Below are 24,447 nucleotides of genomic sequence, written 5' to 3' on the forward strand. Positions count from 1 at the left end.
ATGCCTCACAGGTAGAGCGCGAGCGTGCCGAGGACGGTCCGCGGCGCGCCGGCGGTGATGTGACGTTGCGGGACGAGCGACGGCGCCGCGCCGCGTTGGAAGTTGGAGGCGAACGTGTACTCGCTGTCGTGCCAGAACAGGTCGAGCAGGTTGAACGCCGAGACGCCGAGCGAGATCTCCTTCAGGCGCACGCTCGCGAGCACGTCGAGGAGGAACGCGTCCTTGCCGAGCTCGGAGTAGGGGAGGGGGCGCTTGCCGATGTACGTGCCGCCCACGCCGAGGTGGCCGGTGAGCGGGCGATCGAAGACGCGGCCGAGCGTCGGCGTCCACGCGACGTCGGTGCGCGTCACGAGCTGCGGCGCGTACGGGAGGAGATCGCCGGCCGCGTAGCCCGCGTCGGTGTTCGTGAACTCGGCGCGGGTGAAGGTCGCGCTCGCGCTCGCGCTGAACCAGTCGGTGGGGCGCGCGGACATCTCGGCGGTGAAGCCGGTGCGGCGCGTCGGCGGCGTGCGCTCGTTCCGCGCCGTCTGCTGGTTGAACGCGAGGTCGTCGGAGAGGTCCGTCCGGAAGAGCGCCGCCGTCGCGCGGAGGCGCGCCTCCTGGTAGCGGAGCCCCGCCTCCCAGCTCTCCACCGTCGTGAAGGGCGAGCGCTGGCCCTGTTGCAGGCTCCGCGCTTGCGGCGAGCGGAAGCCGTCGCCGAAGCTCGCGACCGCGCGGAGGCCGGAGACGAGGCGCACGTCCGCGGTCGCCTTCTTCCCGAGGTGCATGCCCTGCGCCGAGCGGCGCTCGCCGGTCGCCTCCTCGATCGAATACGCGAGGCCGTCGAGGCGCGCGCCGCCGCGGACGGTGAGGCGTGAGATCGGGTGCACCGCGACGTCGAGGTAGCTCGCGATGTCGGTCGCGCGGACCTTCGTCGCGAGGGTGGCGAGGGTGACCTCGCCGGTGTCGACCGCGAGCTTGTCCTGCGACTGCTCGATCGCGTCGTGGCGCGCGGTGACGCCGGCCTCGAACGAGTCGTTCGCCGCGAAGAGCTTCACGTGGCGGTGGTACGAGCTCGTGAGGCCGAACGTCGTCGCGTCGTTCAGCTGCTGCTCCGAGTTCCCGCGCGCCGACGCCGCGTTCGCTCGCGCGACCGCCTCCGCGCTGCCGCTCACCGGGAGGAGGAGGAAGCCGGTGAAGTTCTGGCGGAGGCGCATCGAGCGCGCGACGACGTAGGGCGCGATCGAGAGGCGCGACGACGCGTCCGCGCGCGTGAGATCGAGGACGACCTGCGAGCGCGCCGCGTCGCCGCCTTGTTTGGGATCGTAGGTGCCGAAGCGATCGACGCGGCCGCTCCGGACGTCGGAGAGGCGCACGACGCCGGCGGAGTCGAAGCTCGTCGCGAACGTCGACGCGAGCACGCGCGCCGTCGTCGTGTCGGCGAGCTTGTACTCCGCCTGACCGATCGCGGAGGTGCGCGTCGTCGCGCGCGCGGGGCCGAACCCGTCGGTGGCGTAGTGCTCCGCCGCGACGAAGGTGCTCTCGGAGGTGCCCTCCGGGTGGTAGGCGAGGAAGAAGCGGCGCGCGCCGAACTGCCCCGCGGTCGCCTTCGCGGTGACGCCGGGCTCGTCGTAGCCGAGGTCGAGCCAGAGGCTCCCCGCCACCGCGAAGTCGCCCTGCCGCGGATCGTAGGCGCCGGGCGACGAGCGGATCCGGCGCACGACCTCGGGCATCAGGAAGTTCAGGTCGGCGTAGCCCTGGCTATGGATGTTCGAGACGTCGTTGACCGGCGCGCCGCCGGCCCAGATCTCGACGTCCTGACCGTGGACTGCGTCGAAGCCGCGGAAGAAGATCTGCTGCGCCGCGCCTTCGCCGGAGTGCTGCGTCATCGTGATGCCGGGCACGGTGAGGAGCAGATCGCTCGCGGTGCGATGCGGCGCGGCGGCGAGGACGTGGCGCTCTTGCACGACCTCGGACGCGCTCCGCGGCGGCGGCGGGTTGCGGCCGCCGCCGACGTGCACCGTCGCCGGCTCCTCCGCGGCGGCGAACCGGATCACGCCGCGCGTCTTCGCGGCGACGGGTTTGTCGTCGCGGAGCGCGGGATCGAAGGTCCACCTCCGCGCGGCTTCGAGCGCGCGCGCGTCGAGCTCCGCGTCGCCGGTCGACCGTTCGAGCTCCACGTCCTCGACCGCGCCCGTCGCCGACACGGTGAAGACGACCGGCACCTCGACGTCGCGCGCGCCCGGGCGACCGTGCGGCCACTCCCCCGCCGGCTCCGACCTCGGCGCGGGCGCGACCGGATCGTGCGCGAGCGCGGGGGCCGCTTGCGTGACGGCGGCGGCCGCGACGCAAGCGCAGCAAAAGAGGAGGCGGCGCACGGGCGGCGGACCGTAGCACGACGCAATGAAATCGTGTCATCGCAGGCCGTGCGGGATGGTGTATGCTTGCCCCCGTGCGTAAGGCGCGTCTCCGTCGACGAGCGATCGCGTGGCTCCGCCTCGCGCTCGCGCTGTTGTCGATGGTCGTCGCGCTCGGCGGCGCGCTCCCTGCGTACGCGCGGATGGCGGCGGGAGCGCAGGCGCACGTGTGCCACTGCGACACCGGCGGCGATCACGCGCACTGCGCCTGCCCGATCTGCTTCCCCGAGCTCGACACGTCGCTCGAGGTCCGCATCCTCTCGATCTCCGGGAAGTGCGGCGACGACGACACCGGCTGGCGGACCTTCGGCGAGCCCGGCGTGATGCCCGCGCCGTTCGTCGCGCTCGTCGCGCTCACCGACGAAGAGACTCCGTTCGCTCCGCCGCGCGAGCTCGTCACGCGCTCTTGCGATCCACCCGATCCGCCACCGCCTCGATCCGTCTCCCTTTGAAGTCACTCAACGTCGGGGCTCGCCCCGACACCCCACGGCCCTCGCGCTGCGCGCTCGGGGAGCTGCGCACCCGCATGCGCGGCCGCTTCTGGGGACCCATCGGACTTTTTTGGAGACGACCATGAAAATCAAGCTTTCTGCTGCTGTTGTTGCATCGACTTCGCTCCTCGTCGCGGCTGGCGCGAGCGCCCACGTGGGCGCGGGCACTCCCGTCCTCAACGCGAACGCGAACCAGGAGGTGGTCCTCACGATCGGTCACGGCTGCGACGTCGAGGGGGCGAACCCGCCGCAGACGACGGACACGATCAGCCTCAAGGTCGACGTCCCGGCCGGCGTCACGGGCGTCCGCGCGATCTCGAACGCGGACTTCCCGACCGTCACGCTCGACAAGGACGGGGACGGCAACGTGACCGCGATCACGTGGTCGAAGGCCGACGGCCTCGACGCTGACAGCCAGTACTACAAGGTGTCGTTCCGCGCGCGGATGCCGGCGGCGCCGTTCACGAAGGTCTATTTCAAGTCGCACCAGAAGTGCAAAGCGCCCGGGAAGGACGCGGAGTGGATCCGCACGCCGACCGAGAACCCGGGCGCGGAGCCCGCGGCGGAGGTGACGCTCCTCCCCGCCAAGGCGCCCGGCTGGAACAAGTACAAGGTCCCCGTCGCGATCGACGACGTCGCCGCGTCGGGCTTCTTCAAGGACGCGCAGATCGTCTGGAAGGGCAGCGCCGCGTTCAGCGCGAACGCGGTCACGGCGGAGCAGATCAAGACCGAGGCCGGCGTCACGGCGCTGACCTCCATCGCGGTGGACGAAGAGATCTTCGTGAAGTGGTGAGGCGCGAACGATGAAGCGCTTCGTCTTGCTCGCCGCGTTCACCGCGGCCCTTCCGGTCATCGCGCTCGCGTGCGGTGACTCCTCCGACGGCGGCGGTCCCGCGCCGGGCACGCCCGACAGCGGTCCGACCTCCACCGCGACGAACACGACACCGACCAGCACGGCGACGACCCCGCCCGTCGACGCCGGACCCGACGCGCCCGCGCGGCGCACGGGCTGCCTCGATCGGCCGACGAACGTCGAGCGTCCGGACAGGCTCCCTTGCGAGCTCATCCCGCCGGGGCTGACGCTATGAAACGCGCCGCGATCGTCGGCATCGGGCTCGCGCTCGCGCTGGTCGTGGCGTGCTCTTCGTCCGGCTCGGACGCTCCGCCCAACCACGCGGGCTCGTGCGCGATCCTCGCGAGCCAGTGCCATCCCTACGACGGCAAGTCTCAGCTCGGGACCGAGTGTCACGAGCTGGGGCACGACGGCGACGACGCGAAGTGCGGACCGCGCCTGGCCGAGTGCCAGGCGGAGTGCCCGGAGATCGAGGGCGGCGGTCTGCCGTTCGAGATCGTCGACGGCGCCGTCGTCGACAAGGACGCGGGGTCGGAGACGGACGCGGGGCCGGACGCGGGGCCCGACGAGTGCGAGACCTACTGCACCTGCCTGGAGCAGTTCTGCTCCGCGAAGTACACCGAGCTCTACGCGAGCGCCTCGTGCGCCGCGACGTGCCGATCGAGCTTCAGCCAGGACGACCGCGCGTGCTTCTTCGAGGCATGCACGAAGGCGAAGGACCTCGCGGAGGAGAACCGGAAGCACGAGTGCGATCACGCGTCGGGCGTGATCGAGTGCCACTGAGCCGCGAGGCCCACTCGGCTCACACCCCGGCGAGCGTGCGGACCGCCCACACGACGCCGACGACGATCGACATCACACCGGCGACACGACACAGGAGCGGCGCGAGACGGGGAAGCTTCCCCGCTCGCGCCAGCACCGGACCCGCGAGGAGCGCGAGCGCGACCATCCCGAGCACGGTGCCGGCGGCGTAGAGGGCGAGGCTCATGAGCCCCGCCGTCACCGTCGGCGCCGCGAGCGCGATGAGGGCGGCGAGCGCTCCGCTCCCCGCGAGCCCATGCATCACCCCGATCGCGAACGGACGCTTGCCTCGCTCGAGCGCCGACGCCTTCGGATCGACCGCAGGATGATCATGCTTCGATTCACGCAACGTACGCAGACCGAGGTACACGAGCATGGCTCCGACGAGGAGCTCGAGCACGGTCGTGACGCGATCGGGCAGCTCCACGCCGAGGACGACGAGCGGACCGCCGACGAGCACGAGCATGGCCGCGTGGCCGAGGCCCCAGCAGCCGGCGTAGAAGACCCCGCGCCCCGGCGACGGCGCGCGGACCATGACCGTGGCGACCGCGGTGATGTGGTCCGGCTCCAGCGCGTGCCGCGCGCCTTGAACGATGCCGGCAACACCCGAGAGCAGCGCGGGGCTCACGGCCGGAACGGTAGCACGAACGATGAAATCAGTAACACTCACGGAGTAGTCATGAAGATCGCATTGGTCCCTGTGCTCGCGCTCGCGCTCGTCGCGTGCGGCGACGACGACAAGAAGACGGACGACCCCAAGGGCTCGAGCGGGTACACCGATCACTCGAGCCCGTACCCGGCCTGCGACGCCATCATCAAGGCGTGCCACCCGCTCGACACGGGCGAGGGCACGATCCACGACTGCCACGACCAGGGCCACCTCGCGAAGTCGGAGGCCGACTGCACGCCGGTGAAGGACATGTGTCTCGCGGCCTGCGTCGCGGACGGCGGAAGCCCGCAGTGAGCGTGCTAGGTTTTCTTCGTTCGCGGCGAAACCGCCCGCCGGCTCGCGGCGTAGCTCTCCCGAGGTCTTCGATGCGTGTTCTCTTCGTCCTCCCCGCCCTGTTGGCTCTCGTCGCATGCTCCGGGGACGACGACGGAGGCGCGACCGGCTCGACGTCGGGCGCCGGCACCGCCTGCGCCGCCGACACGCGGAAGGACGTGTACACGCCGGGCATGGCGAAGCTGGCGTCGGACCTCCAGCTCCAACTCGTCGACTCCGCGTTCACCCCGAGCGACAAGCCGGTGCAGCCGGGTCAGGTCCAGAAGGGCATGAACGCGATCACGGTGGAGGTGCTCGACGCGAACAAGGCGCCGCTCGACGGCGCGAACGTCTCGCTCAGCCTCTGGATGCCCGACCACGCGCACGGCAGCGCGCGCACGCCGAAGGTGACGCCGATGGGCGGCGGCAAGTACGAGATCAGCGAGGTCTGGCTCCCGATGGCCGGCCTCTGGCGCTTCCGCATCGGCGTGACCGCGAACGGCGCGCCGCCGAAGGAAGCGGACTTCAACTTCTGCATCGACGGGTGATCACTTGAGGCACGCGCCGACGCCCGCCGCGATCGTCCACTCCCTCGTGCCGCTCGCGAGGTCCCAGGTCGGGACCTGGGCGAGGATGGCCGGGTCGAGGTCGCCGGACGCGACGAGGTCGTCGAGCAGATCGAAGTCGAGCGGGCGCATGCGGACGCGCATCTTCACGCTGTCGGGGATGACCGGGAGGCGGTAGCTCTTCTTCACCGAGTGGATGAAGCGCGGGTCGAGCGTGTCGGCGGTGACGGCGGGCGGGAGCTGCGCCGCCTCGAAGCGCGCCGCCTCCCAGAACATGTGCGTCTCGGTCCCGTCGGGGCGGAAGACCTTGTCGCGGAGGAGCCAGTAGTCCGGGTCCTCGTGCTTCGACGCCGCCTTCCGGTCCTCGACCACGCCGCTCGTGAGGACCGGCGCGCCGTCCTTCGTCGCGATGAGCTCGACCCACGCGCGGCGGTCCTGGTTCGCGCCGCTCGGGAAGCCGTGCCCCGCGAACGCGTTGTCGAGCGTGACCTCGGCGACGGGGCCGTCCGTCGGCGTGACGCGCACGCAGAGCTCGGTGAGGAGCGTGTTGTCGAGGAAGGTCTGCACCGCCTGCCGCTGCTCCTCCACCCCGAAGAACGGCGTGAGCGCGACGTCGACGCCGGGCATCGCGTGCGAGTGGACGCGACGCGTCGGCGTGTCGGGGCCGGACGCGGCCTTGCCCTCGCGTCCTTCCATGTGGCACTTGCCGCACGAGAGCTGCCCCGGCTGCGCGTAGAGCGACTCCTTCCACTCCTTGAAGGTGCGCTCGATGTGCGCGCCGTGCGGGGTGACGACGTCGTGGCACGCGCCGCAGAGGGAGGAGGACTCCTGCGCCTCGCGATCGTGGAGCGGCGAGTACATCGACTTGTGCGGCGTCGACTTGGCGGGGTCCTTGATCGATCCGCGCATCACGTCGTCGTTCGCGAGCACGAGCGGGTTGTTGTGCGTGCCCTCGATCGCGCTCGCGGTGTGGCAGAAGAAGCACGTGACGCCGCGCACGGAGGTGGGGAGCTCGGCGAGGTTGGTGCCGTCCTTGGTGAGGCCGAGGCGGAGCGCCATCGGCGCGTGGCAGCCGACGCAGAAGTCGGCGGACGCGCCGTTCGTCTCGCGCAGCATGCGCTTGTTCATCGCGAGGAAGACGGGGTCCTCCGCCGCGTAGGCGTGCATGCTGCTCGACCACTCGCGGAACGCCTCCGCGTGGCACGGCAGGCAGTTGTTCGGGTCCTGCAGCGCCTGGCCGGTGAGCGTGATCTTCGGCTCGTCGCCGTCGCTGCACGCCGCGGGGGCGACCACGCCGGCGGCGAGCAAGGAGGAGAGGAGGAGGCGCGCCTTCATCGGTTCGCTCCGTTCGCGATCCACGTGATGATCGCGCACTGTTGCTCGGCGGAGATGTTCGCGCCCGGCGGCATGCGGAAGAAGCCGTCCGTCGAGATGATGCGCTGCACGACGTCGCTGCACTCGGGCGATCCCGCGCGCACCACGCGCTGCTCATGCATCGCGGCGAAGACGCCCTCCTTGTCGAAGAAGTCGAGGCCGCCTTGACGCCCCTCCGGCGAGTGGCAGCTGAAGCCGGTCTTCGCGCAGCTCGGCTGGAAGGCGTTCGCGTAGACGTTGTCGTAGGTCGGGTCGTACGCCGGGGTGCACGGCGCGAGCGAGCCCGCCTCGAGGCAAACGACCGGCCTCTCGGCCGGGGTGTTGGGGCATCCGGTGGCGGCGAGCATGATGGCGAGAAGGAAGAGGACGAGCGCGAGGCGCATCGAAGCCTCTCCTTATGTGTCACGCCCGCGCGCGTGCGCCAAGCGGGGCCGTACGTCAGAACCCGCGGTTCGTCCCGAAGAGGAGGCGGAACGAGTTGATCTCGGTCCCCGACGCGAAGGTCTCGCTCGCGGCGCCGACGAGGAGCTCGAAGGTGTGATCCGCCGCGCCGATGCTCTCGATCCCCATCGCGCCCGACAGGCGAAGCAGGCTCGGCTTGAAGCCGTCGAGCCGCGCGCCGAAGACGTTGCCGGTCGCGATCTGCAGCGTACCGTCGAGAAATGCCCAGATCGGCCAGCGGTACTTCACCGTCGCGATCGCCGCGCTCCGATCGGTGAGCCGGCCGTAGAGGTAGCCGCGCATCGGGCCGTTGCCGCCGAGGATGATCTGCTCGGTGAAGGGGACCTCGCCGCCCGAGATCGGATCGACGAACAGCGTCGTCAGCGAGAGGCTCAGCGTGCGGTTGTTCTTGATGTCGACGTAGCCGCCGATGCTCCCGCCGTAGCGGACCCAGTTCGAGCGCGAGCGACGGACGTCGGAGCCGTGCTCCGCTTCGAGCTCCATCCGAAAGCCGCTCTGATCGGCGGGCCGCGTCTCGCGCGTGTCGATCGTGAGCTCGCCGCGCTGGTAGACCGCGGTGTAGCCCTGAAAGCCGGTCGGCAGCGCGCCGCGCCCCGCGCGCACCTCCCGGACGAGGGAGGGATCGTCGCAGCACGCGTCGTCGCGGAAGCGCATGTAGCGGACGCCGGCCTCGGTCGAGACGCGGCTCCCGCGCCACCACGTCGTCTCGAAGACGGGGCGCGCCATCAGCCGATCGATGCCGTAGCGAACGCGGTCCTCTTCTCGCGCGCGCGGGCCGAACCCGGCGAAGAGCTGATCGGGGCGGTGCACGCCCTCGACGCGGAGGTCGATGACGGACGTGTCGCCGATCGGGATCCGATCCGCGATCGCGAGCGAGAGCCAGTCGACGCCGAGCGTCGTCGCGTGGAGGCGGAGGTGGTTGTCCTTGCCGAGGAGGTCGTCCCAGAAGGCGTAGACGCCGATGCTCGCGCGGAAGCCGAAGTCGAGGAAGGCGGTCGGCACGACGCCGGCCTTCTTGTCGGGGCCGAAGACGAAGAAATCGCGGATCGCCTGCGGCCACTGCTTCCGCTCCGCGGTGGTGATGAGCCAGCCGAGCGGCCGGCGGATCACGCACTCGGTGACGAAGTAGAGCGGATAGAAGAGGACGCGCGGGACCCAGAGCGCGACGTCGCCGGCGGTGGTGGGCGGCTCGCCGCGGCCGTCGTAGTCGGGGAGCGCCCGCTTCGGGCTCGTCCTCCCGCTGCCGGCGGTCGGCTTCGACGTCGTCTCCGCCGCGTGCTCGGACGTGCCGATCGCGCCGGGTGCGGTGTCGGAGCGCGCTCCCGAGGGCGGGTTCGGGAGGGTGCGGCCGCGACGCTCGTCGTCGTCGTCCGGCGTGGGCGCGTTGACGGGCGCCTTCGGCGGCGACGGGCCGGAGGTGGGGAGGTGCTGCGCGCGTGCGGTCGTGGCGGCCAGCACGAGCGCGGTCGCGATCGCGAGCTCTCGGAGCGGCCTCACGTTGCGCGGATGTTCCTCGATCGCTCGGCCTCGCGCATCAAGAAAGTCATTCGGTGGAGGCGGGAGCAAGTATGCTCCCGCGAGCTCATGGCGACGGCCGAAGCCAGCGACGCCCGCTCACCGCTCGAGCGCTCGCTCGCGATCGTGACCGAGGTCAAGGCGGGCGAGGGGCTCACCGCGGTCCTCCTCACGCTAAACGTATTTTTGTTGCTTACAGCGTATTACGTGATCAAGCCGGTGCGGGAGGGCCTCATCCTCGCGATGGAGGGCGGCGCCGAGAAGAAGAGCTACATCTCGGCTGCGATCGCGGTGACGTTGCTCTTCGCGGTCCCGGCGTACAGCAACGTCGCGAACAAGGTCGCGAAGCACAAGCTCGTCGTCGGCGTGACGCTCTTCTTCGCGGCGCACCTGCTCGTGTTCTGGGTCCTCTCCCACATCCCGCCGGTGGAGAAGGAGCTCGGCCTCGTGTTCTTCACGTGGGTCGGCGTCTTCAACATGATGGTGGTCGCGCAGTTCTGGGGCTTCGCGAACGACCTCTACACGCAGGAGCAGGGCAAGCGGCTCTTCGCGATGGTGGGCATCGGCGCGTCGTTCGGGAGCGCGGTCGGCGCGTACGTCACGAAGTTCTTGAAGGACACGCTCGGGCTCGGCGTCTACCAGCTCCTCCTCGTCGCGGGCGGGCTCCTCGCCCTGTCGGCGTTCATCACGCACGTCGTCCATCGGCGCGAGGAGGGGAACCGGGCGGCGAAGGAGGAGGCGAAGGCGGCGGAGAAGGAGGGGAAGGCGGCGGAGGCGGCGGAGATCGCGCGGGCGAAGCAGAGCCCGGAGGGCGGCTTCACCCTCGTGCTCCACCATCGCTACCTGATGTACCTCGCGGCCTTCATGTTCGTGTTCACGATCGTGGACACGAACGGCGAGTACATCCTCTCCGTCCTGGTGGAGGAGCGCGCGGCGGAGCGCGCCGCCGAGCAGGGGCTGGAGGACGCCGACGCGAAGGCCGCCTTCGCGAAGGGCTACATCGCCGGCTATTACGGGAGCTTCTACCTCTGGGTGAACCTGATCGGCCTCTTCATCCAGACGTTCCTCGTCTCGCGCATCGTCAAGCTCGGCGGGCTCAAGCTGGCGTTCATCGTCTATCCGCTGATCGCGCTCACGTCGTCGCTGAACCTGATCCTGATCCCGGGCCTCTTCGGCGCCGATCGTCTCTCCGTCTTCCGCCCCGGCAAGACGGCGGAGAACGCGACCGACTACTCGCTCAACAACACCGTGCGGAACATGCTCTGGCTGCCGACGACGACGGAGATGAAGTACAAGGCGAAGCAGGCGGTCGACACGTTCTTCGTCCGGATGGGCGACGTGGCGTCGGCGGGCATCGTGTTCTTCTTCGGGAGCCGCCTGGCGTGGCCGGTGCGAAACTTCTCGATCGTGAACGTCGTGCTCGTCGCGGTGTGGCTGCTCCTGTCGATCGGCATCCTCCGCGAGAACGCACGTCTCGCGCGGCTCGCGGAGGAGAAGAAGGAGCGCGCAAGCGCCGCGACGTAGGGCCGCGGCGGCTTGTGGTTCGTTGGGGCTCCAACTATATCTGGACCCGTATGCGGGCCGCGCGCTTCGTCGAACGAGGGGCCTCGATCGTGGTCGTGGTCCGACTCGATGAGTCCGGCGCGACCGCGCTGCGGCGTGCGCTCGATCTCGCGGCCGTCTTCGACGCGCGCCTCACGCTGCTCCACCCGCTGCCCTGGGACTCGGGACCGCGCGTCGAGTCCGAAGCGGACGTCCGAGCGCGGGTCCTCCACTGGGCCAAGTCGGTCGCTGACACGGTGGGGTCGCACGTCGAGCGCGCGGCGGGAGCGGAGGGGGCGGTGGTGGCGAGCGCACCGGTCGCGTCGGTGGGGGCGCGCGTGGGTGGTGAGGGTGCGGCGGTTGCATTGGTGGGGGCGGGCGCGGGTGGCGAGGGTGCGGGCGCGGGAGCGGGTGGCGAGCCTGCGTCGGGTGTGGCGGTGGGGGGCGAGCGCGCGCGGGTCGTTGCGGCGTTGGGGGCGCGAGCGTGTGTCGAGCGTGCGCGGGTCGTCGTGACGGTGCATCCGCCGGCGGTCGCGATCGCGCGTCATGCGAAGAGGTCGCGTCCTGCGCTCGCGATCGTCGATGCGGGGACGGCGGTGACCCTCGCGCGGGTGCTGCCGTGTCCGCTCCTGGTCGCGCGGCCGCCGCGGCGTCGCGACGTGATGCTCGTCGCGACGGACCTCCGCGACGCGCGCTACCCCGTCGTCGGCGCGGCCGCCGCGCTCGCCGATGCGTGTTCCGCTCGCGTAACGGTCGTGCACAACCTCGAGAACGCGAGCACCGACGCGCGGTCGCTCGACGCCCACATGCGACGGCCGCTCCGCGCGCTCGCGCGGCTCGGCGAGCTCGACGTCGTGCAGCGCGCCCACTGCTTCGTGCAGCCGTCGACCCCCGGCATCATCGCGGAGATCGGCGAAAAGCACGACGCCGACATCGTCGTGGTGGGGGCCCGCCAGCGCGGCGGCACCACGTGCGCGTCGCTCCTCTCGACGCTGCGCTCCTCCGTGCTCGTGGTCCCACTGCCGCCGTTCTGATCGGGGGCGCTCCGATGGGGCGCTGTTCGGATGCCATTTCGATCGGCGGCGCGACGTCTTGACCGGTGGCGTGCTCAGCGGTTGGCGCGACGTCGGGTGCGGCGGCGGTGGAGGGTGAAGGCGAGGGCGGCGAGGAGTGGGGCGGCGGTCGTTGGGGACGAGCTGCTCGCGTTGCAGCCGTCGCTGCCGAGGAGGTCGTTGGTGCCTTTCTTCGCGGTCGTCTCTTGCTCGGACTTCTTTCGCTTTGCCTCCTCGGTCTCGGTCGGCGTGCGGCCGCCGGCGACCGAGGTCGAGCCGGAGGTCGAGGTCGAGGCGCTCTCCTCCTGGATGGGATGCCCTGCCGCGACGGCGGCGTCCTTGATCAGCTGCGCGTGGCCGCCGAAGGTCGTCCACACCGTCGGGCGATCGCGACAGCGGTCGTCGAGGCCGCGTGAGGCGACGCCGACGACGCGGCCCTCGGCGTCGAAGAGCGGGCCGCCGCTGTCGCCGAAGCACGTCGACTCGCTCGTCGAGATCTCGTCGGCCATGATGTTCATCGCGATCGGGTAGCCGCCCTGCGTGCGATACGTCGACTGCGACGGGCCGATCGCGAGGACGCGGACGTCGGTCCGTTGATCGCGCGAGCCGCTGTTGTCGCCGTAGCCGACCGCGGTCGTCACGTCGCCCAGCGCCGGGCCGGTGAAGCGCACCTTGACCGGAGTGACGCCCTTCACGTCGTTGTCGAGGAGCACGAGCGCGATGTCGGCGCCGCAGATATGGTCCGCGTCGGGGACGAAGAGGCGAGTGCCGCGCGCGACGTAGTCGTCCGGATACGTGTAGGCGCCGACGGAGACGGTGAGCGCGGTCGGCGGCGCGCTTCTGCCGAGCGGTCCGCCGCACTCGCTCCGGTAATTGATGTCCGTCACGCAGTGGCGCGCGGTGAGGACGAGGTTCGGCGCGATGAGCACCGCGGTGCAGCTCGGGTAACCGCGCTCCGAGAGGAGGACGGTCGCGTCCTGCGACGAGGGCGAGGTCGTGCCGCCGATGATCGCCTGCGCGGACTGGCCGATCGGCGGCTCGTCCGGCGCCGCCGTGCACGCCACGAACGAGAGCGCGATCGCGCCGACTGCCGCCAAACCCCGCATGAGCCCGAACATCATAATGCAGGAGGTGTTCCACGCTTCTGAATGCCGCTCGCAGGGGATTTCGTTCCGCGCGGATTGCCACCGGATCAGAATGGACCCGTCCGAACCCAGGGGGGCTGGGGTCGGATCATGGTCAGGGGAACAGGAAGCGGTAGCGGAGCGTGCGGCTCGCCTCGAGCGTGACCGTCGCCGCGCGCGCAGGTCCGGACGGAGGACGACACTCGAGCGCGTGCTCGCCCGCGCTCAGATCGTCGAGCGTCACCGGCGTCGTCCCGCGCGCGACGCCGTCGACGCTGATCGCGCAGCTCCCCGGCGACGCCGCGACCTCGAGGCGCGTCGCGGCCGCGACCTGCGCCGGAGCTGGAGCCGGAGTCGTCGTCGGAGCCGAGACGACGACCGGCGGCGCAGGCGCGCGCTGCGAATACACCGCGAGCCCGGCGATGACGATCGCTCCGCACACGACGGGCAACCACGGCGACGGCCGCAGCGCCTCACGCGGCGAGAGCGCGGCCTCGTACGCAGTGTGCTCGGGAAAGAGCGGCGCCCCCGCGTCCGCGCTCGCGGCTCGCGCGAGGTCGTGTGCGTGTGCGCTCGCGGCTCGGGCATGGTCGTGTACGTGTGCGCTCGCGGCTCGCGCGAGGTCGTGTGCGTGTGCGCTCGCGGCTCGGGCGAGGTCGTGTGCGTGTGCGCTCGCGGCTTGCGCGGGAGCGTGCTCGTGCGAAGCGGCGGGGGAGTGGGGGGTGAAGACGGGGAGCGCGTTGGTTGCGTCGGGGTCGAAGAGCGATGACGGCACCATCGCGGAGGGGAGAGCTTGCGGCGACGCGGCGAGGTCGGGCAGCGCGGCGCGGAGGAGGGTGAGCACCTCCGTGAGGCCGGGGGCGCGGCGCGTGAGGTCGGGCTCGAGGCATGCGCGTACGACCGCGCGCAGCGACGCCGGGAGGTGCGGCGCCTCGGCGTCGATGTCCTTTGGGCGTGAGGTCGCGATCTTGACGATGAGCGCGTTGAAGTTCTTTGCTTCGTACGCGCGGTGGCCCGTGAGCGCCTCGAAGAGGAGGCCGCCGAACGCGAAGACGTCGCTGCGTCCGTCGACGTCGGTCTCGCCGCGCGCCTGCTCGGGGCTCATGTAGAGCGGCGAGCCGAGGACGGTGCCGGCGATCGTGATCGACGGCTCGTCTTCGCTCCGGAACTTGCTCACCCCGAAGTCGAGGAGCTTCGCGCGGACGCCGTGCTTCGTCTTGTGGAGGAACACGTTCGTCGGCTTGAGGTCGCGATGGACGATCCCCGCCGCGTGCGCGGCCTCGAGCGCGGACGCGACCTCGAGCATCACCGCCGCGAGCTCGTGCGTCGTCATCGGCGGGGTCTGCCGCCGGAGCGCCGTCTCGAGCGTGTAGCCGGTGAGGAGCTCCATCACGAGGAACAGCTGGCCGTCCTCGGCCTGCCCCACGTCGAGGACCTCGACGATGTTCGGATGACCGACGCGCGCCGAGACCTTCGCCTCGTTGAGGAAACGCGCGGTCGCGTCGGGCGCCCCCGCGATGTCGCGCGCGAGGAGCTTGATCGCGACCTCCCGCTCCGTGAAGCGGTTCGTCGCGGACCACACCTCGGCCATGCCGCCGCTGCCGAGGCGGAGGTTCAAGCGGTACTTCCCGGCGACGAGCTCGCCGGACCGATCGGGGCCGGGCGGCGCTTCGTCGCTCACGCGATCGTCATGCCTCCGTCGACCGCGAGGGTGTGCCCCGTCACGTAGCTCGCGGCGTCGGACGCGAGGTAGAGCGCGGCGCCGGCGATCTCGTCGGGCTTGGCGTAGCGGCGGAGCGGCGTCATCCGGATGACCTCGTCGAGGAGCGCGTCGTTCTTGAGGACCGCGGCCGCGAACCTCGTGTCGACGAAGCCGGGCGCGATCGCGTTCACGCGGATCTTGTTCGGCGCGAGCTCGTACGCGAGCGTCTTCGTCATCGAGATGATCGCGGCCTTCGTCATCCCGTAGACCGCCTGCGCGGGCGACGCGATGAGGCCGGCGACGCTCGCCATGTGGATGACCGACCCCGGCGCCTCGCGCGCGCGGAGGTGCTTCGCGACCTCGCGCGTCATCCAGAAATAGCCCTTCGTGTTGACCTCGAACGTCTTGTCCCAGGCGCCCTCGTCGATGTCGAGCATCGGCCCGAAGTACGGGTTCGTCGCCGCGTTGTTGACGAGGACGTCGACCTTTCCGAGCTTCTCGACCGCGGTCGCGACGAGGCGCACGCAGTCCTCCTCCTTGCCGGTGTGGGCCGCGACTGCGATCGCGCGATCCGAGCCGATCGACTCCGCGACCGCGGTGAGCCCCTCGATCTTCCGCGAGGCGAGGACGACCTTCGCGCCGTTCGCCGCGAACGATCGCGCGATCGCCTCGCCGATCCCGCGGCTCGCACCCGTGACGATCGCGACTTTCCCTTCGAGCGAGATGGAGACCGGCATGCCGCGCTAGCTAGCATGGCGCCGGGCGCGGCGTGTAGCCCGAGCATGCCAATCTGTGCCGTTCGCGACGGCGAGGTCAGGGGCCCGGCTTCGCGCAGGAGCGAGAAGGAGCGAGAACGAGCGCCCTTCGAGCTGGCATGTGCTCTGCTTCGAAGGCGTTTTCCATGTCCGGTGGCATGGGGGGAGAGTGCATGCGTCGTACACGTTTTCTCGTCGGTGGTCTGTCCTCGGTCGTCTGGCCGGCGGTCGTGCTGCTCGTCCCCATGGGCATCACGTTCGCGGCCGCGCGTGTGTACGCCGAAGGCGGGATGGGCCCTCCTCCTTGCGACGCCGGCACAGTCAGCGCATGCAACGGAGGAGCGCCGCTCGAGCGCTGCAGCACCTGCGTCGGATCGGTCGAGGACTGCGTCTGCGCGTCGGCCGTCTGCGACGGGAACCAGCCCGCGCTCGTCTGCATGGTCGCGACCCACTGCGAGAAGAGCCCGAACCATCGGAGCTGCGACGGGAAGACCGCGGGTGAGGCGTGCACGTCGGACGTGGGATCCGGCCCTGCGCGCTGCGTCCTCGTTCCGGCCTCGTGTTACCTGCCCGACGGGGGCGCGGGTTGGGCCGCGATCGATCGGCTTCGGTGCGAGCCGGGAACGCCGACGTCGTCATCGTCGTCATCGTCGTCATCATCGACATCGTCGTCGTCGTCGTCGTCGTCGTCGTCGGGCGGTACGCCGGAGGCGGGGCCGCCGAGCTGGACGAACGCCTCGACCTCGAGCAGCTCGGGCGGCAGCGGCGCTCCCGCGACGGACGACTCCGGGTGCTCGGCTTCGCCGCGCGCGGCGTCGAGCGTGCTCGCGCTGATCGGCGCGCCGCTCGCGATCGGGCTCTTGCTCGCGCGCCGCCGGCGGGGTCAGGCGCCGCCGAGGAAGGCGCCGAGCGCGCGGAAGCGGTCGTAGCGATCGCGGACGAGCTCGTCGGGCGTGCGCTCGAGGAGCTCGGCCAGCGTCTCGCGGAGGGAGAGGTCGACCGCCCTCGCCGCGAGGGCGGGGTCCTGATGCGCGCCGCCCGCAGGCTCCTCGATCACGCGGTCGACGACGCCGAGCTTCAGGAGCTCCGGCGCCGTCATGCGCAGGCGCGACGCGGCCTCGTCCGCCTTCGCGCCGTCGCGCCAGAGGATCGACGCGCAGCCCTCCGGCGTGATGACGCTGTACGTGCCGTACTCGAGGACGTGGACGCGGTTCGCGACGCCGAGCGCGAGCGCGCCGCCGCTGCCGCCTTCGCCGACGATCGTCGCGATGATCGGGACGGTGGCGCGCGACATCGCCGCGAGGCACGCGCCGATCGCCTCGCTCTGCCCGCGCTCCTCCGCGCCGAGGCCCGGGTACGCGCCCGGCGTGTCGATGAAGGTGAAGATCGGGAGGCCGAAGCGCGAGGCGAGATCGTACATCCGGCGCGCCTTGCGATAGCCCTCCGGGTGCGGCATCCCGAAGTTCCGCTTCACGTTCTCCTTCGCGCCGCGGCCCTTCTGATGGCCGACGACGACGACGCTCCGCCCGTGGAAGCGCGCGAGGCCCGCGACGATCGCCGCGTCGTCGCCGAAGACGCGATCGCCGTGCAGCTCCTGGAAGTCCGTGAACAGGTACGGGACGAAGTCGAGCGTGTAGGGCCGGTTGGGATGACGCGAGAGCTGGACCTTTTGCCAGGGAGAGAGGTCCGCGAACAGCTCGCGCGCAAGTTTGCCGCACTGTGCCTCGAGGCGCCGCAGCTCCTGCTCGAATTTCTTGTCGTTCTCCGCGAGCGCACGCAGCTCCTTCACCCGGGCCACGAGCTCGACGATCGGCTTCTCGAAGGGAAGGACGTGCGACGCCAACGAACGACGGCTTCATAGCATGAAGGCGGTCCCGTGCGCGCCACCGGGGGTGAACCCCCACCACGAAACCGAGGTGCGCAGCCATCAACCAGTGCTAAAGGGGTCGGCGCGGATGGGGACCGACGAGAAGCGGCAGACGCTCGTGTTCGGCGGGCAAGGAGCTCCGGTGCTCGGCGCGATCGCGGGCGGACCGCGGCTCGCGGTGCCGCCGCCGCCGCCCACGTTCGGCGGACCGCGGCTCGCGGTGCGGCCGCCCGCGCCCACGCTCGACGAGGTCGACGCCGCGTGGGACACGCAGCTCGCGTCGATGCTTCCGCCCGTCGTCGAGGTGCTCTCGAGCGACGACCTGATCCCGGACGACGACGACCGCCCGAGCGATCGCGTCACCGTGCCGAACCAGCTCGCGCCGAAGCTCGTCGAGGAGCTCTCCGCCTCCGACCTCGAGGCCGACGAGAGCGATCGCAGCCTCAAGACCACGCGCCCGCCGCCGCCGACGCAGCGCCCCACCTTGCAAGAGCTCGCGAGCTCGACGGTGCGCACGATGCCGCCGCCGTTCGTCGAGCCGATCGTCCGGCGGCGAGACACGGTGCCGGTGCCCCTCGCGTCGGTGATCGTCACGGAGCCGACGGAGCAGACGACGCCCGCGTCCGCGCCGCCGGTGTCGTTCGACGCGCGGCCTCCGATGACGAGCCTGCCCGGCGACACCGCGCGCAGCGTCCCGGTCCCGCGGCTCGCGCGCGCCAACGTGCTCCTCTTCGCCGCGTCGCACGTCGCCGTCGCCGCGTCGGTCCTCCTCTACGTGTGGGCCACGCGCGAGCCGCCGCGGCCCACGCCGCGCCACGCCCGCGTCGCGATCACGGAGCGCACCGCGGTGGGGACGCCCGCGTCGGGCTCGGTGCCGCTCGCCGCGCCGACGGAGGGCTGCCGCGTCGAGGACCTCGCGCGGATCGTCGCGCCGCGCGCGATGCTCGGGCCCGGCCTCGACGCGAGCGTGCTCGAGTCCGGCTTCGGGATCGGGCTCGCGTCCGCGCCGCACGAGGCGACCGGGATCCGGCTCGACGCGTCGACGCTGCGCACCGCGGAGACGCTGCGCGTGCAGTCGATCTGGCCGGTCGGTCGCGTCACGATCGATCGCGGCTCCGATCCGGAGGAAGAGCGCATGCAGGTGCGGCTCGACGCGAGCGACGCGCGCACCGTCACGCCCTCTCTCCGCATCACCGCGCAGAAGGGGGGCGTGTTCGCGACCGACGAGTCGCAGCCGAAGCGGCTTTTGTGGGGCATCCCCGGCGCGGTGCCGAAGACGCCCGAGACCGTGCGCGCGCTCACGCGCCCCGACGGCGCGACGATCGTGGCGGTGCGTCGTCCCGGCCTCTATTGGGTCGGCGTCACCGGTCACGGGCCGCTCACGCCCGTCGTCCGGAGCACGAGGACGCTCGGCGCGCCTGCGCTCGCGTCCATGCCGGAGGGCGGCGTGATGGCGTGGGCCGAGCGCGGCAGCGACGGCTTCACGATCATGACCGCCGCGATCGCGACCGAGGGCGCGCGCGCGACGGTGTCGGAGCCGGAGGCGCTCGCGGACGGCATGTCGCCCGCGCTCGCGAACCTCCCGAGCGGCGAGCTCCTCCTCGCGTACTCCGACGGCGGCGCGGGCGCCCATCGCGTCGTCGCGCAGCGACTCGGGCCCGACCTCACGCCGCGCGGCGGCCTCCTCGTGCTCTCGGAGGCGGGCACGAACGCGGGCTCGCCGGCGCTCGCGGTCGATCCGGACGGTCGCGCCGTCGTCGCCTACCTCACGTTCGCGAAGGGTCAGGCCGAGGTGCGTGCGACGGCGCTCACCTGCCACTGAGTGCGCTTGCCCCGCGAACCGGCAATCGTCGGCTCATTTTGATACGCTGGCCTCGTGGCCGACAAGCTCGACGCCCTGCCGGCGGGAACGCTCGGCAGCTACGAGATCCGGGGCAAGCTCGGCTCCGGAGGCATGGGCGACGTCTTCGACGCCGTTCACAAAGGCCTGAACAAACGCGTCGCGATCAAGACGCTCCGCAAGCGGTTCCTCGACGACGAGATCGTGGTCGCGCGTTTCCTCCGCGAAGGTCAGCTCGCCTCGCGCATCCGCCACCCGAACATCGTCGACGTCACCGACGTCGGGATGATGGGCGGCCTCCCATGCCTCGTGATGGAGCACCTCGAGGGCGAGTCGTTCTCGGCGCTGATCCGGCGCGAGAAGGCGATCGCGATCGAGCGCATCGTCGACATCCTCTTGCCGATCGTCGCGGCGGTCGACTTCGCGCACGACCACGGCATCGTGCATCGCGACCTCAAGCCGTCGAACATCTTCCTCTCGCGATCGTGGAACGGCGAGGTCGTCCCGAAGGTCCTCGACTTCGGCATCTCGAAGCTCGTCCACGAGGCGCAGGAGTCCGCGCTCACGACCGACTCCGCGTTCGTCGGTACGCCCCACTACGCGTCGCCGGAGCTGATGCGCGCCGACAAGCAGGCCGACGGCCGCTCCGATCAGTATTCGATGGGCGTCATCCTCTACGAGGCGGCGACGGGGACGCGTCCGTTCGCCGAGATCGGCAACAACTTCGTCGCGCTCGCGATGGCGATCTGCAAAGGCGAATATCCGCCCGCGACCAACCGCAACCCGAACGTGCCGCCCGCGTTCGATCGCGTCATCCAGCGCGCGATGGCGCTCCACCCCGAGGAGCGCTTCCTCACGATGCGCGCGCTCGGCGAGGCGCTCCTCCCGTTCGCGAGCGAGCGCGCCCGCGTCATCTGGGCGCCGACCTTCCAGGGCAAGACGGGCGAGGTGCCGGTCGTCGGCGAGGTCCGCGCGGCGGGGCCCACCTCGGAGACGGTCCAGACCGGGAGCAAGGGCGGCCAGGGGGGCAAGGCGCCGGAGCCGTTCGCCGCGACGGGCCCCAACCCGCAGTTCCCGACGTACCCGACCCATCCTTCGCAGCCGAGCGGCATGCACGCGTTCAGCGGTCCGCCGTCGTCGCCGAGCACCACGCCGCCCGGCTTCGAGCGCCTGCCGACGTACCCGACCTACGGGACCGGCCGCCCCGTCGCGTCGCCGCGCGGCAACGGCCTGATCACCGCCGTCGTCGGCGCGAGCGTCGTCGTGGCGATCCTCGTCTCGGTCATCGTGCTGAAGGGCGGCGTCGGCGGCGGCAAGACGGGGGAGACGACGACCGCCGCCTCCGCCGCGCCCGCCACCTTCGTGCTCGACGTCTCCGCCAACCCGCCGACCGCGGCGATCGAGCTCGACGGCGCCGCCGCCGGCACCGGCCGCATCGTGAAGACGCTCCCGAAGGACGGAGCGAAGCACGCCCTCCGCATCACCGCGCCCGGCCACGAGCCGTACACGCGCGAGTTCGACGCCGACTCCCCGCCGCCGGTGATGATCCCGCTGAAGCCGATCGCCGCCGCCCCCTCCGCGACCCCCACGCATCAGCCGACACAAAAGGCGGGCGGCAAGGCGACGGGCGGCAAGAAAGGGGACGGCCGCCCGAAGACGGATAACATCGATCCCTGGGAATGACAGGGCGGTCCATCGCTATCACGCTCGCGGTCGCCGTCGCTCTCGCGACGAGCGCGCCGACGGCAGCGGCCGCCCCGAAGGGGGAGAAGGAGGCCGCCGACCTGCGCGCGCGCGACCTCTTCCACAAGGGCGACAAGGACTACGCCGAGGGCCGCTACGAGGAGGCCTACAAGGAGTTCCAGGAGGCCTACGACCTCTCGCCGCGCCCGCAGCTCCTCTTCGCGATGTCGAACGCGCTCGAGCGGCTCGGTCGCTATCAAGAAGCGGTCGACGCGCTCGAGAAGTACCTCTCGAGCGGCAAGGTGAAGGACAAGGACATCGTCCAGAAGCGAATCGCCAATCTCAAGAAACGCGTCGAAGAGAAGAAAGCCGAGGAAGACGCGGCGGAGAAGAAGCGACAGGAAGAGGCCGCCGCCGCCGCCGCGAAGGTCGAGCCTCCGCCGCCTCCTCCTCCGCCACCGCCGCCCCCTCCGCCGAAGCCGCTCCTGCCGTACGTCCTCCTCGGAGGCGGCGGCCTCGCGCTCGTCGGCGCGGGCGTGTTCGGCGCGCTCACGCTCTCGGCGCGGAGCGACGTCGACGCGGGGTGCCGCGACGCGCCGTCGGGACGGCTCTGCACGTCGGAGGCACAAGACGCGATCGATCGGGACAAGACGCTCGGGCTCATCACCGACGTCGCGCTCGTGTCGGGCGTGGTCCTCGGCGGCGTCGGCGCGTACTTCCTCCTCACGCAGAAGAGCGAGGCCCCGTCGACGGTGAAGGTCGGCGTGAAGGCGACGGGCAGGGGAGCGGCGATCGTTGGCACGTTTTAGCCTCCGCGCAGCCCCGCTCCTCCTCGCCGCCGTCGCGAGCTGCACCCTCACGCGCTCCGTGCCCGACAGCTGCACGTCGACCGCGGACTGCCGCGCGGCCTTCGGCGGCGGGCTCGTCTGCGGCGCGAGCGGTCTCTGCGAGCGCGCGGGGCCGAACCCGCGCTGCGAGGCGGCGTTCCCGGTCGACCTCCTCACGCGCCCGGAGAGCTACGCGGGCATCATCACGCTCGGCTCGCTGATGGACCGTTCGGTCGAGACGCAGCGCGATCGCGAGGCGGCGATCCGGCTCGCGACGATGCAGGTGAACGAAGCGAAGGGCCTCGACGGCCGCCTCTTCGGCGTCGTGCAGTGCGACGTCGCGGAGGACGCGAAGTACGACTCGCTCAAGCGCGGAGAGGCCGCGGTCGAGAACGCGAAGTACCTGAGCGACGTGCTCGGCGTGCCGGCGATCATCGGGCCGAGCGCCTCCGGCGACGCGCTCCTCGTCCTCGAAGCGCTGAAGGGCAAGGACGTGCTCGTGATGTCGCCGTCGGCGTCGAGCCCCGAGCTCACGACGCGCGACGTCGCGGCGCCGAGCGACGACGAGCCCGGTCTGTTCTGGCGCACGGTCGCGCCGGACACGCTGCAGGGGAACGCGATCGCGCGCCAGATCGTCGAGGTGAAGGCGGACGCGAAGCGCGTCGTCGTCATCGCGGAGGAGGGGCCGTACGGCTCCTCGCTCGCGGAGGTCTTCACCCAGGCCTTCGCGAAGGACGGGCGCGCCGCGAACACGATCGCGTACACGACCGCGAGCGAGCGCGACGCGGCGATCGTGGCCGCCGCCGCCGCGCCGCCGCCGGACTTCGTGCTCTTCTTCTCGTCGCAGACGCCCGACGTCGTCTCGTTCCTGAACGCGGCGAGCACGCTCGAGAGCTACAAGGACGTCCCGCTGTTCCTCACCGACAGCGCGGCGAACACGGACGTGCTCAACGGCGTCGCCGCGGCGTCGACGATCTTCCCGCGCGTCACCGGGAGCCGGCCCGCGGTCCCGAAGGGGCCCACCTTCGAGCTCTTCAAGACGAGCTACAGCGCGGCGTTCAAAAAGGACCCGAGCGCGCTCGGCTTCGCGCCGCAGGCGTACGACGCGACGTGGCTCGTCTTCTACGGCACCGCGTTCGCGTCGAAGCAGGGCACGATCACGGGGAAGGGGATCGCGCGCGGGCTCCGCAAGATCGCGCGGACGGGGCCCGAGGTCGCGATCACGCCGGCGAACTGGACGGCGATCTCGAACGACGTGGCGGAGGGGAAGCCGGTCAACGTCGATGGCGCGTCGGGGAAGCTCGACTACGATCCTGCGACGGAGGAGACGACGAGCCTCGTCGACATCTGGAAGATCAGCGCCGACGGGAAGGCGATCGAGACGATCAAGGAGATCGATCCGACCGCGCCGTGAGGAGCTCGCCGACGTAGCGCGAGCGCGGGCGCACGAGCTTCCCGCAGCGGCGCTGCTCCTCGACGTGCGCGCACCACCCCGCCGCGCGGCTCACCGCGAACGTCGGCGTGAACATCGCGCGCGGAAGCCCGACCGCCTCGAGCAGCACCGCGGTGTAGAACTCGACGTTCGCACGGAGCGCGCGCGCGGGGCTCTTCGCCGCGAGCAGCGCCTCGGCCTCACGCTCCACCGCGCGCGCGAGGTGGAGCCGCCCGCGGAGGGGCTTGGCCTCGGCGTCGGGCTCCGCCGCGTGCGCGGGGTCGGGTCCGCGGAGGGGCTTCGCCTTGGCGTCGGCGTTGCGGCGTTCTGTCTCGAGGCGGGAGAGTGCGCGTTCGAGGACGAAGGCGCGTGGGTCGCGGACGCGATAGATGCGGTGGCCCATGCCCATGATGCGCTCGCCGCGCGCGAGGGCGGCGGTCAGCCATTCGCGCGCGGCGGTCGCGTCGCCGATCGCGTCGAGCATGTCGAGGACGGGGCCGGGCGCGCCGCCGTGGAGCCTGCCCTTCAGCGCTCCGATCGCGGCGACGACCGCGCTCACGGTGTCGGACTCGGTCGACGCGACGACGCGCGCGGTGAAGGTCGACGCGTTCATCCCGTGATCGACGACGGTGACGAGGTACGCATCGAGCGCGGCGGTCGCCTCCGCGCTCGGCGTGCAGCCGGTGACGAGCCGGAGGTAGTCGGCGGCGTGGCTCAGCTCGGGATCGGGCCGCGTCGCAGAGGAGGAGGCGGCGGCGACGGCGACGCCGCCGAGCACGCGGAGCATCTCGTCGAAGGAGCGATCGTCGTTGCTCGGGAGCTGCGCGGCGCGGGCGCGCAGCGCGTCCATCGGGTCGGGCAGGTCGACGGCGTGGAACCGCGCGGCGGCGCGGGCGGCGCCGAGCTTCGCGCGGACGCTCGCGAGCTCGTCGTCGTTCGGGAGGCGGCCGTGCCAGAGGAGGTGGACGACCTCCTCGAAGGTGACGTTGCCGGCGAGGTCCTCGACCGGGAGGCCGGCGATGACGAGGCGGCCGGCGTCGCCGTCGACGTCGGAGAGGCGGGTGGAGGCGGCGACGACGTCTTCGAGGCCGCTGGCTTCGATCGGGCTGGGCATGCCGCGGATATGGGGTGTCGGCGCGCGCGAGCCATGATGGATTCGTGAATCAACGAGGCGCGATCGACA

General features: G+C 71.4%; 23 protein-coding genes. 13 read left to right on the forward strand and 10 right to left on the reverse strand.

Translation table 11 applies throughout. The features are described from left to right. Positions 1-5: 5 nt before the first annotated feature. Positions 6-2,357 carry a TonB-dependent receptor gene (locus KF837_34040; protein MBX3232396.1) on the reverse strand — a complete coding sequence of 784 codons (2,352 nt, stop codon included), beginning with the start codon at positions 2,355-2,357 and terminating at the stop codon, positions 6-8. A gap of 74 nt (positions 2,358-2,431) precedes the next feature. On the opposite strand from KF837_34040, the gene KF837_34045 reads away from it, so the two are divergent. The 4 genes from KF837_34045 to KF837_34060 all read left to right on the forward strand — a co-directional run bounded on the left by KF837_34045 (position 2,432) and on the right by KF837_34060 (position 4,523). Beyond that, positions 2,432-2,848, forward strand: a complete 417-nt coding sequence (locus KF837_34045) for a hypothetical protein (protein MBX3232397.1) — start codon at positions 2,432-2,434, stop codon at positions 2,846-2,848. Positions 2,849-2,969: 121 nt separating this feature from the next. Further along, on the forward strand, positions 2,970-3,680 hold the full coding sequence (locus KF837_34050) for a DUF1775 domain-containing protein (protein ID MBX3232398.1): 711 nt from the start codon (positions 2,970-2,972) through the stop codon (positions 3,678-3,680). A gap of 10 nt (positions 3,681-3,690) precedes the next feature. Further along, positions 3,691-3,975 (forward strand): hypothetical protein, encoded by a 285-nt coding sequence (locus KF837_34055; GenBank protein MBX3232399.1) that lies wholly within the window; start codon positions 3,691-3,693, stop codon positions 3,973-3,975. Beyond that, positions 3,972-4,523 carry a hypothetical protein gene (locus tag KF837_34060; GenBank protein MBX3232400.1) on the forward strand — a complete coding sequence of 184 codons (552 nt, stop codon included), beginning with the start codon at positions 3,972-3,974 and terminating at the stop codon, positions 4,521-4,523. The genes KF837_34055 and KF837_34060 overlap by 4 nt, the downstream gene beginning before the upstream one ends. 19 nt (positions 4,524-4,542) lie before the next feature. Here KF837_34060 and KF837_34065 read toward each other — a convergent pair whose 3' ends face one another. Continuing rightward, positions 4,543-5,169 (reverse strand): sulfite exporter TauE/SafE family protein, encoded by a 627-nt coding sequence (locus tag KF837_34065; protein ID MBX3232401.1) that lies wholly within the window; start codon positions 5,167-5,169, stop codon positions 4,543-4,545. Between the two features lie 51 nt (positions 5,170-5,220). On the opposite strand from KF837_34065, the gene KF837_34070 reads away from it, so the two are divergent. Then, complete coding sequence (locus KF837_34070) at positions 5,221-5,505, forward strand: hypothetical protein (GenBank protein MBX3232402.1); 285 nt, start codon at positions 5,221-5,223, stop codon at positions 5,503-5,505. A 71-nt stretch (positions 5,506-5,576) separates the two neighbouring features. Beyond that, positions 5,577-6,071 carry a FixH family protein gene (locus tag KF837_34075; protein ID MBX3232403.1) on the forward strand — a complete coding sequence of 165 codons (495 nt, stop codon included), beginning with the start codon at positions 5,577-5,579 and terminating at the stop codon, positions 6,069-6,071. Here KF837_34075 and KF837_34080 read toward each other — a convergent pair whose 3' ends face one another. From KF837_34080 to KF837_34090, 3 genes are read right to left on the reverse strand one after another with little or no spacing between them, the layout of a single operon-like run. Next, a complete protein-coding gene (locus KF837_34080) occupies positions 6,072-7,424 on the reverse strand; it encodes a hypothetical protein (protein ID MBX3232404.1) in 1,353 nt (450 codons plus the stop codon). It lies immediately after the preceding gene. Next, the gene (locus KF837_34085) at positions 7,421-7,846 is read right to left on the reverse strand and encodes a hypothetical protein (GenBank protein ID MBX3232405.1); all 426 of its coding nucleotides are present in this window, start codon (positions 7,844-7,846) and stop codon (positions 7,421-7,423) included. The genes KF837_34080 and KF837_34085 overlap by 4 nt, the downstream gene beginning before the upstream one ends. Before the next feature lie 55 nt (positions 7,847-7,901). After that, on the reverse strand, positions 7,902-9,422 hold the full coding sequence (locus KF837_34090; protein MBX3232406.1) for a BamA/TamA family outer membrane protein: 1,521 nt from the start codon (positions 9,420-9,422) through the stop codon (positions 7,902-7,904). 87 nt (positions 9,423-9,509) lie between these two features. Between KF837_34090 and KF837_34095 the strand changes: the two genes are divergently transcribed. Together KF837_34095 and KF837_34100 are read left to right on the forward strand one after the other, a co-directional pair. Continuing rightward, complete coding sequence (locus KF837_34095; GenBank protein MBX3232407.1) at positions 9,510-10,964, forward strand: hypothetical protein; 1,455 nt, start codon at positions 9,510-9,512, stop codon at positions 10,962-10,964. A 95-nt stretch (positions 10,965-11,059) separates the two neighbouring features. Next, positions 11,060-12,016, forward strand: a complete 957-nt coding sequence (locus KF837_34100) for a universal stress protein (protein ID MBX3232408.1) — start codon at positions 11,060-11,062, stop codon at positions 12,014-12,016. 74 nt (positions 12,017-12,090) lie between these two features. On the opposite strand, the gene KF837_34105 is transcribed toward KF837_34100, so the two are convergent. The 3 genes from KF837_34105 to KF837_34115 form a co-directional block, all read right to left on the reverse strand. Further along, positions 12,091-13,140: a trypsin-like serine protease gene (locus KF837_34105; GenBank protein ID MBX3232409.1), complete on the reverse strand. Its 1,050-nt coding sequence runs from the start codon at positions 13,138-13,140 to the stop codon at positions 12,091-12,093. A 133-nt stretch (positions 13,141-13,273) separates the two neighbouring features. Next, on the reverse strand, positions 13,274-14,839 hold the full coding sequence (locus tag KF837_34110) for a serine/threonine protein kinase (GenBank protein MBX3232410.1): 1,566 nt from the start codon (positions 14,837-14,839) through the stop codon (positions 13,274-13,276). Next, a complete protein-coding gene (locus KF837_34115; protein MBX3232411.1) occupies positions 14,836-15,597 on the reverse strand; it encodes a glucose 1-dehydrogenase in 762 nt (253 codons plus the stop codon). The genes KF837_34110 and KF837_34115 overlap by 4 nt, the downstream gene beginning before the upstream one ends. A gap of 191 nt (positions 15,598-15,788) precedes the next feature. On the opposite strand from KF837_34115, the gene KF837_34120 reads away from it, so the two are divergent. Further along, the gene (locus KF837_34120) at positions 15,789-16,544 is read left to right on the forward strand and encodes a hypothetical protein (GenBank protein ID MBX3232412.1); all 756 of its coding nucleotides are present in this window, start codon (positions 15,789-15,791) and stop codon (positions 16,542-16,544) included. Here KF837_34120 and KF837_34125 read toward each other — a convergent pair. Further along, the gene (locus tag KF837_34125) at positions 16,499-17,458 is read right to left on the reverse strand and encodes an acetyl-CoA carboxylase carboxyltransferase subunit alpha (protein MBX3232413.1); all 960 of its coding nucleotides are present in this window, start codon (positions 17,456-17,458) and stop codon (positions 16,499-16,501) included. The two genes, KF837_34120 and KF837_34125, sit on opposite strands and share 46 nt — an antisense overlap. A gap of 112 nt (positions 17,459-17,570) precedes the next feature. On the opposite strand from KF837_34125, the gene KF837_34130 reads away from it, so the two are divergent. The 4 genes from KF837_34130 to KF837_34145 are packed head-to-tail and all read left to right on the forward strand — an operon-like array spanning position 17,571 to position 23,246. After that, complete coding sequence (locus KF837_34130) at positions 17,571-19,304, forward strand: hypothetical protein (GenBank protein ID MBX3232414.1); 1,734 nt, start codon at positions 17,571-17,573, stop codon at positions 19,302-19,304. A 54-nt stretch (positions 19,305-19,358) separates the two neighbouring features. Then, positions 19,359-21,005 (forward strand): serine/threonine protein kinase, encoded by a 1,647-nt coding sequence (locus tag KF837_34135; GenBank protein MBX3232415.1) that lies wholly within the window; start codon positions 19,359-19,361, stop codon positions 21,003-21,005. Next, the gene (locus tag KF837_34140) at positions 21,002-21,814 is read left to right on the forward strand and encodes a tetratricopeptide repeat protein (GenBank protein ID MBX3232416.1); all 813 of its coding nucleotides are present in this window, start codon (positions 21,002-21,004) and stop codon (positions 21,812-21,814) included. Before KF837_34135 ends, KF837_34140 begins: the two co-directional genes overlap by 4 nt. Further along, positions 21,801-23,246: an ABC transporter substrate-binding protein gene (locus KF837_34145; GenBank protein MBX3232417.1), complete on the forward strand. Its 1,446-nt coding sequence runs from the start codon at positions 21,801-21,803 to the stop codon at positions 23,244-23,246. The genes KF837_34140 and KF837_34145 overlap by 14 nt, the downstream gene beginning before the upstream one ends. On the opposite strand, the gene KF837_34150 is transcribed toward KF837_34145, so the two are convergent. After that, entirely contained in the window at positions 23,218-24,378 is a 1,161-nt protein-coding gene (locus KF837_34150; protein ID MBX3232418.1) for a citrate synthase, read from the reverse strand. The genes KF837_34145 and KF837_34150 overlap by 29 nt on opposite strands. Positions 24,379-24,447: the final 69 nt, after the last annotated feature.

It is taken from the genome of Labilithrix sp. (assembly GCA_019637155.1).
GTDB lineage: Bacteria > Myxococcota_A > Polyangia > Polyangiales > Polyangiaceae > Labilithrix.

What these genes read in the sequence shown, in the direction of transcription:
- KF837_34050 (MBX3232398.1), top strand. Translation starts at nt 2,970, where the DNA reads ATGAAAATCAAGCTTTCTGCTGCTGTTGTTGCATCGACTTCGCTCCTC.
- KF837_34055 (MBX3232399.1), top strand. Translation starts at nt 3,691, where the DNA reads ATGAAGCGCTTCGTCTTGCTCGCCGCGTTCACCGCGGCCCTTCCGGTC.
- KF837_34060 (MBX3232400.1), top strand. Translation starts at nt 3,972, where the DNA reads ATGAAACGCGCCGCGATCGTCGGCATCGGGCTCGCGCTCGCGCTGGTC.
- KF837_34070 (MBX3232402.1), top strand. Translation starts at nt 5,221, where the DNA reads ATGAAGATCGCATTGGTCCCTGTGCTCGCGCTCGCGCTCGTCGCGTGC.
- KF837_34075 (MBX3232403.1), top strand. Translation starts at nt 5,577, where the DNA reads ATGCGTGTTCTCTTCGTCCTCCCCGCCCTGTTGGCTCTCGTCGCATGC.
- KF837_34080 (MBX3232404.1), bottom strand. Translation starts at nt 7,424, where the DNA reads ATGAAGGCGCGCCTCCTCCTCTCCTCCTTGCTCGCCGCCGGCGTGGTC.
- KF837_34085 (MBX3232405.1), bottom strand. Translation starts at nt 7,846, where the DNA reads ATGCGCCTCGCGCTCGTCCTCTTCCTTCTCGCCATCATGCTCGCCGCC.
- KF837_34095 (MBX3232407.1), top strand. Translation starts at nt 9,510, where the DNA reads ATGGCGACGGCCGAAGCCAGCGACGCCCGCTCACCGCTCGAGCGCTCG.
- KF837_34105 (MBX3232409.1), bottom strand. Translation starts at nt 13,140, where the DNA reads ATGCGGGGTTTGGCGGCAGTCGGCGCGATCGCGCTCTCGTTCGTGGCG.
- KF837_34115 (MBX3232411.1), bottom strand. Translation starts at nt 15,597, where the DNA reads ATGCCGGTCTCCATCTCGCTCGAAGGGAAAGTCGCGATCGTCACGGGT.
- KF837_34120 (MBX3232412.1), top strand. Translation starts at nt 15,789, where the DNA reads ATGCGTCGTACACGTTTTCTCGTCGGTGGTCTGTCCTCGGTCGTCTGG.
- KF837_34130 (MBX3232414.1), top strand. Translation starts at nt 17,571, where the DNA reads ATGGGGACCGACGAGAAGCGGCAGACGCTCGTGTTCGGCGGGCAAGGA.
- KF837_34140 (MBX3232416.1), top strand. Translation starts at nt 21,002, where the DNA reads ATGACAGGGCGGTCCATCGCTATCACGCTCGCGGTCGCCGTCGCTCTC.
- KF837_34150 (MBX3232418.1), bottom strand. Translation starts at nt 24,378, where the DNA reads ATGCCCAGCCCGATCGAAGCCAGCGGCCTCGAAGACGTCGTCGCCGCC.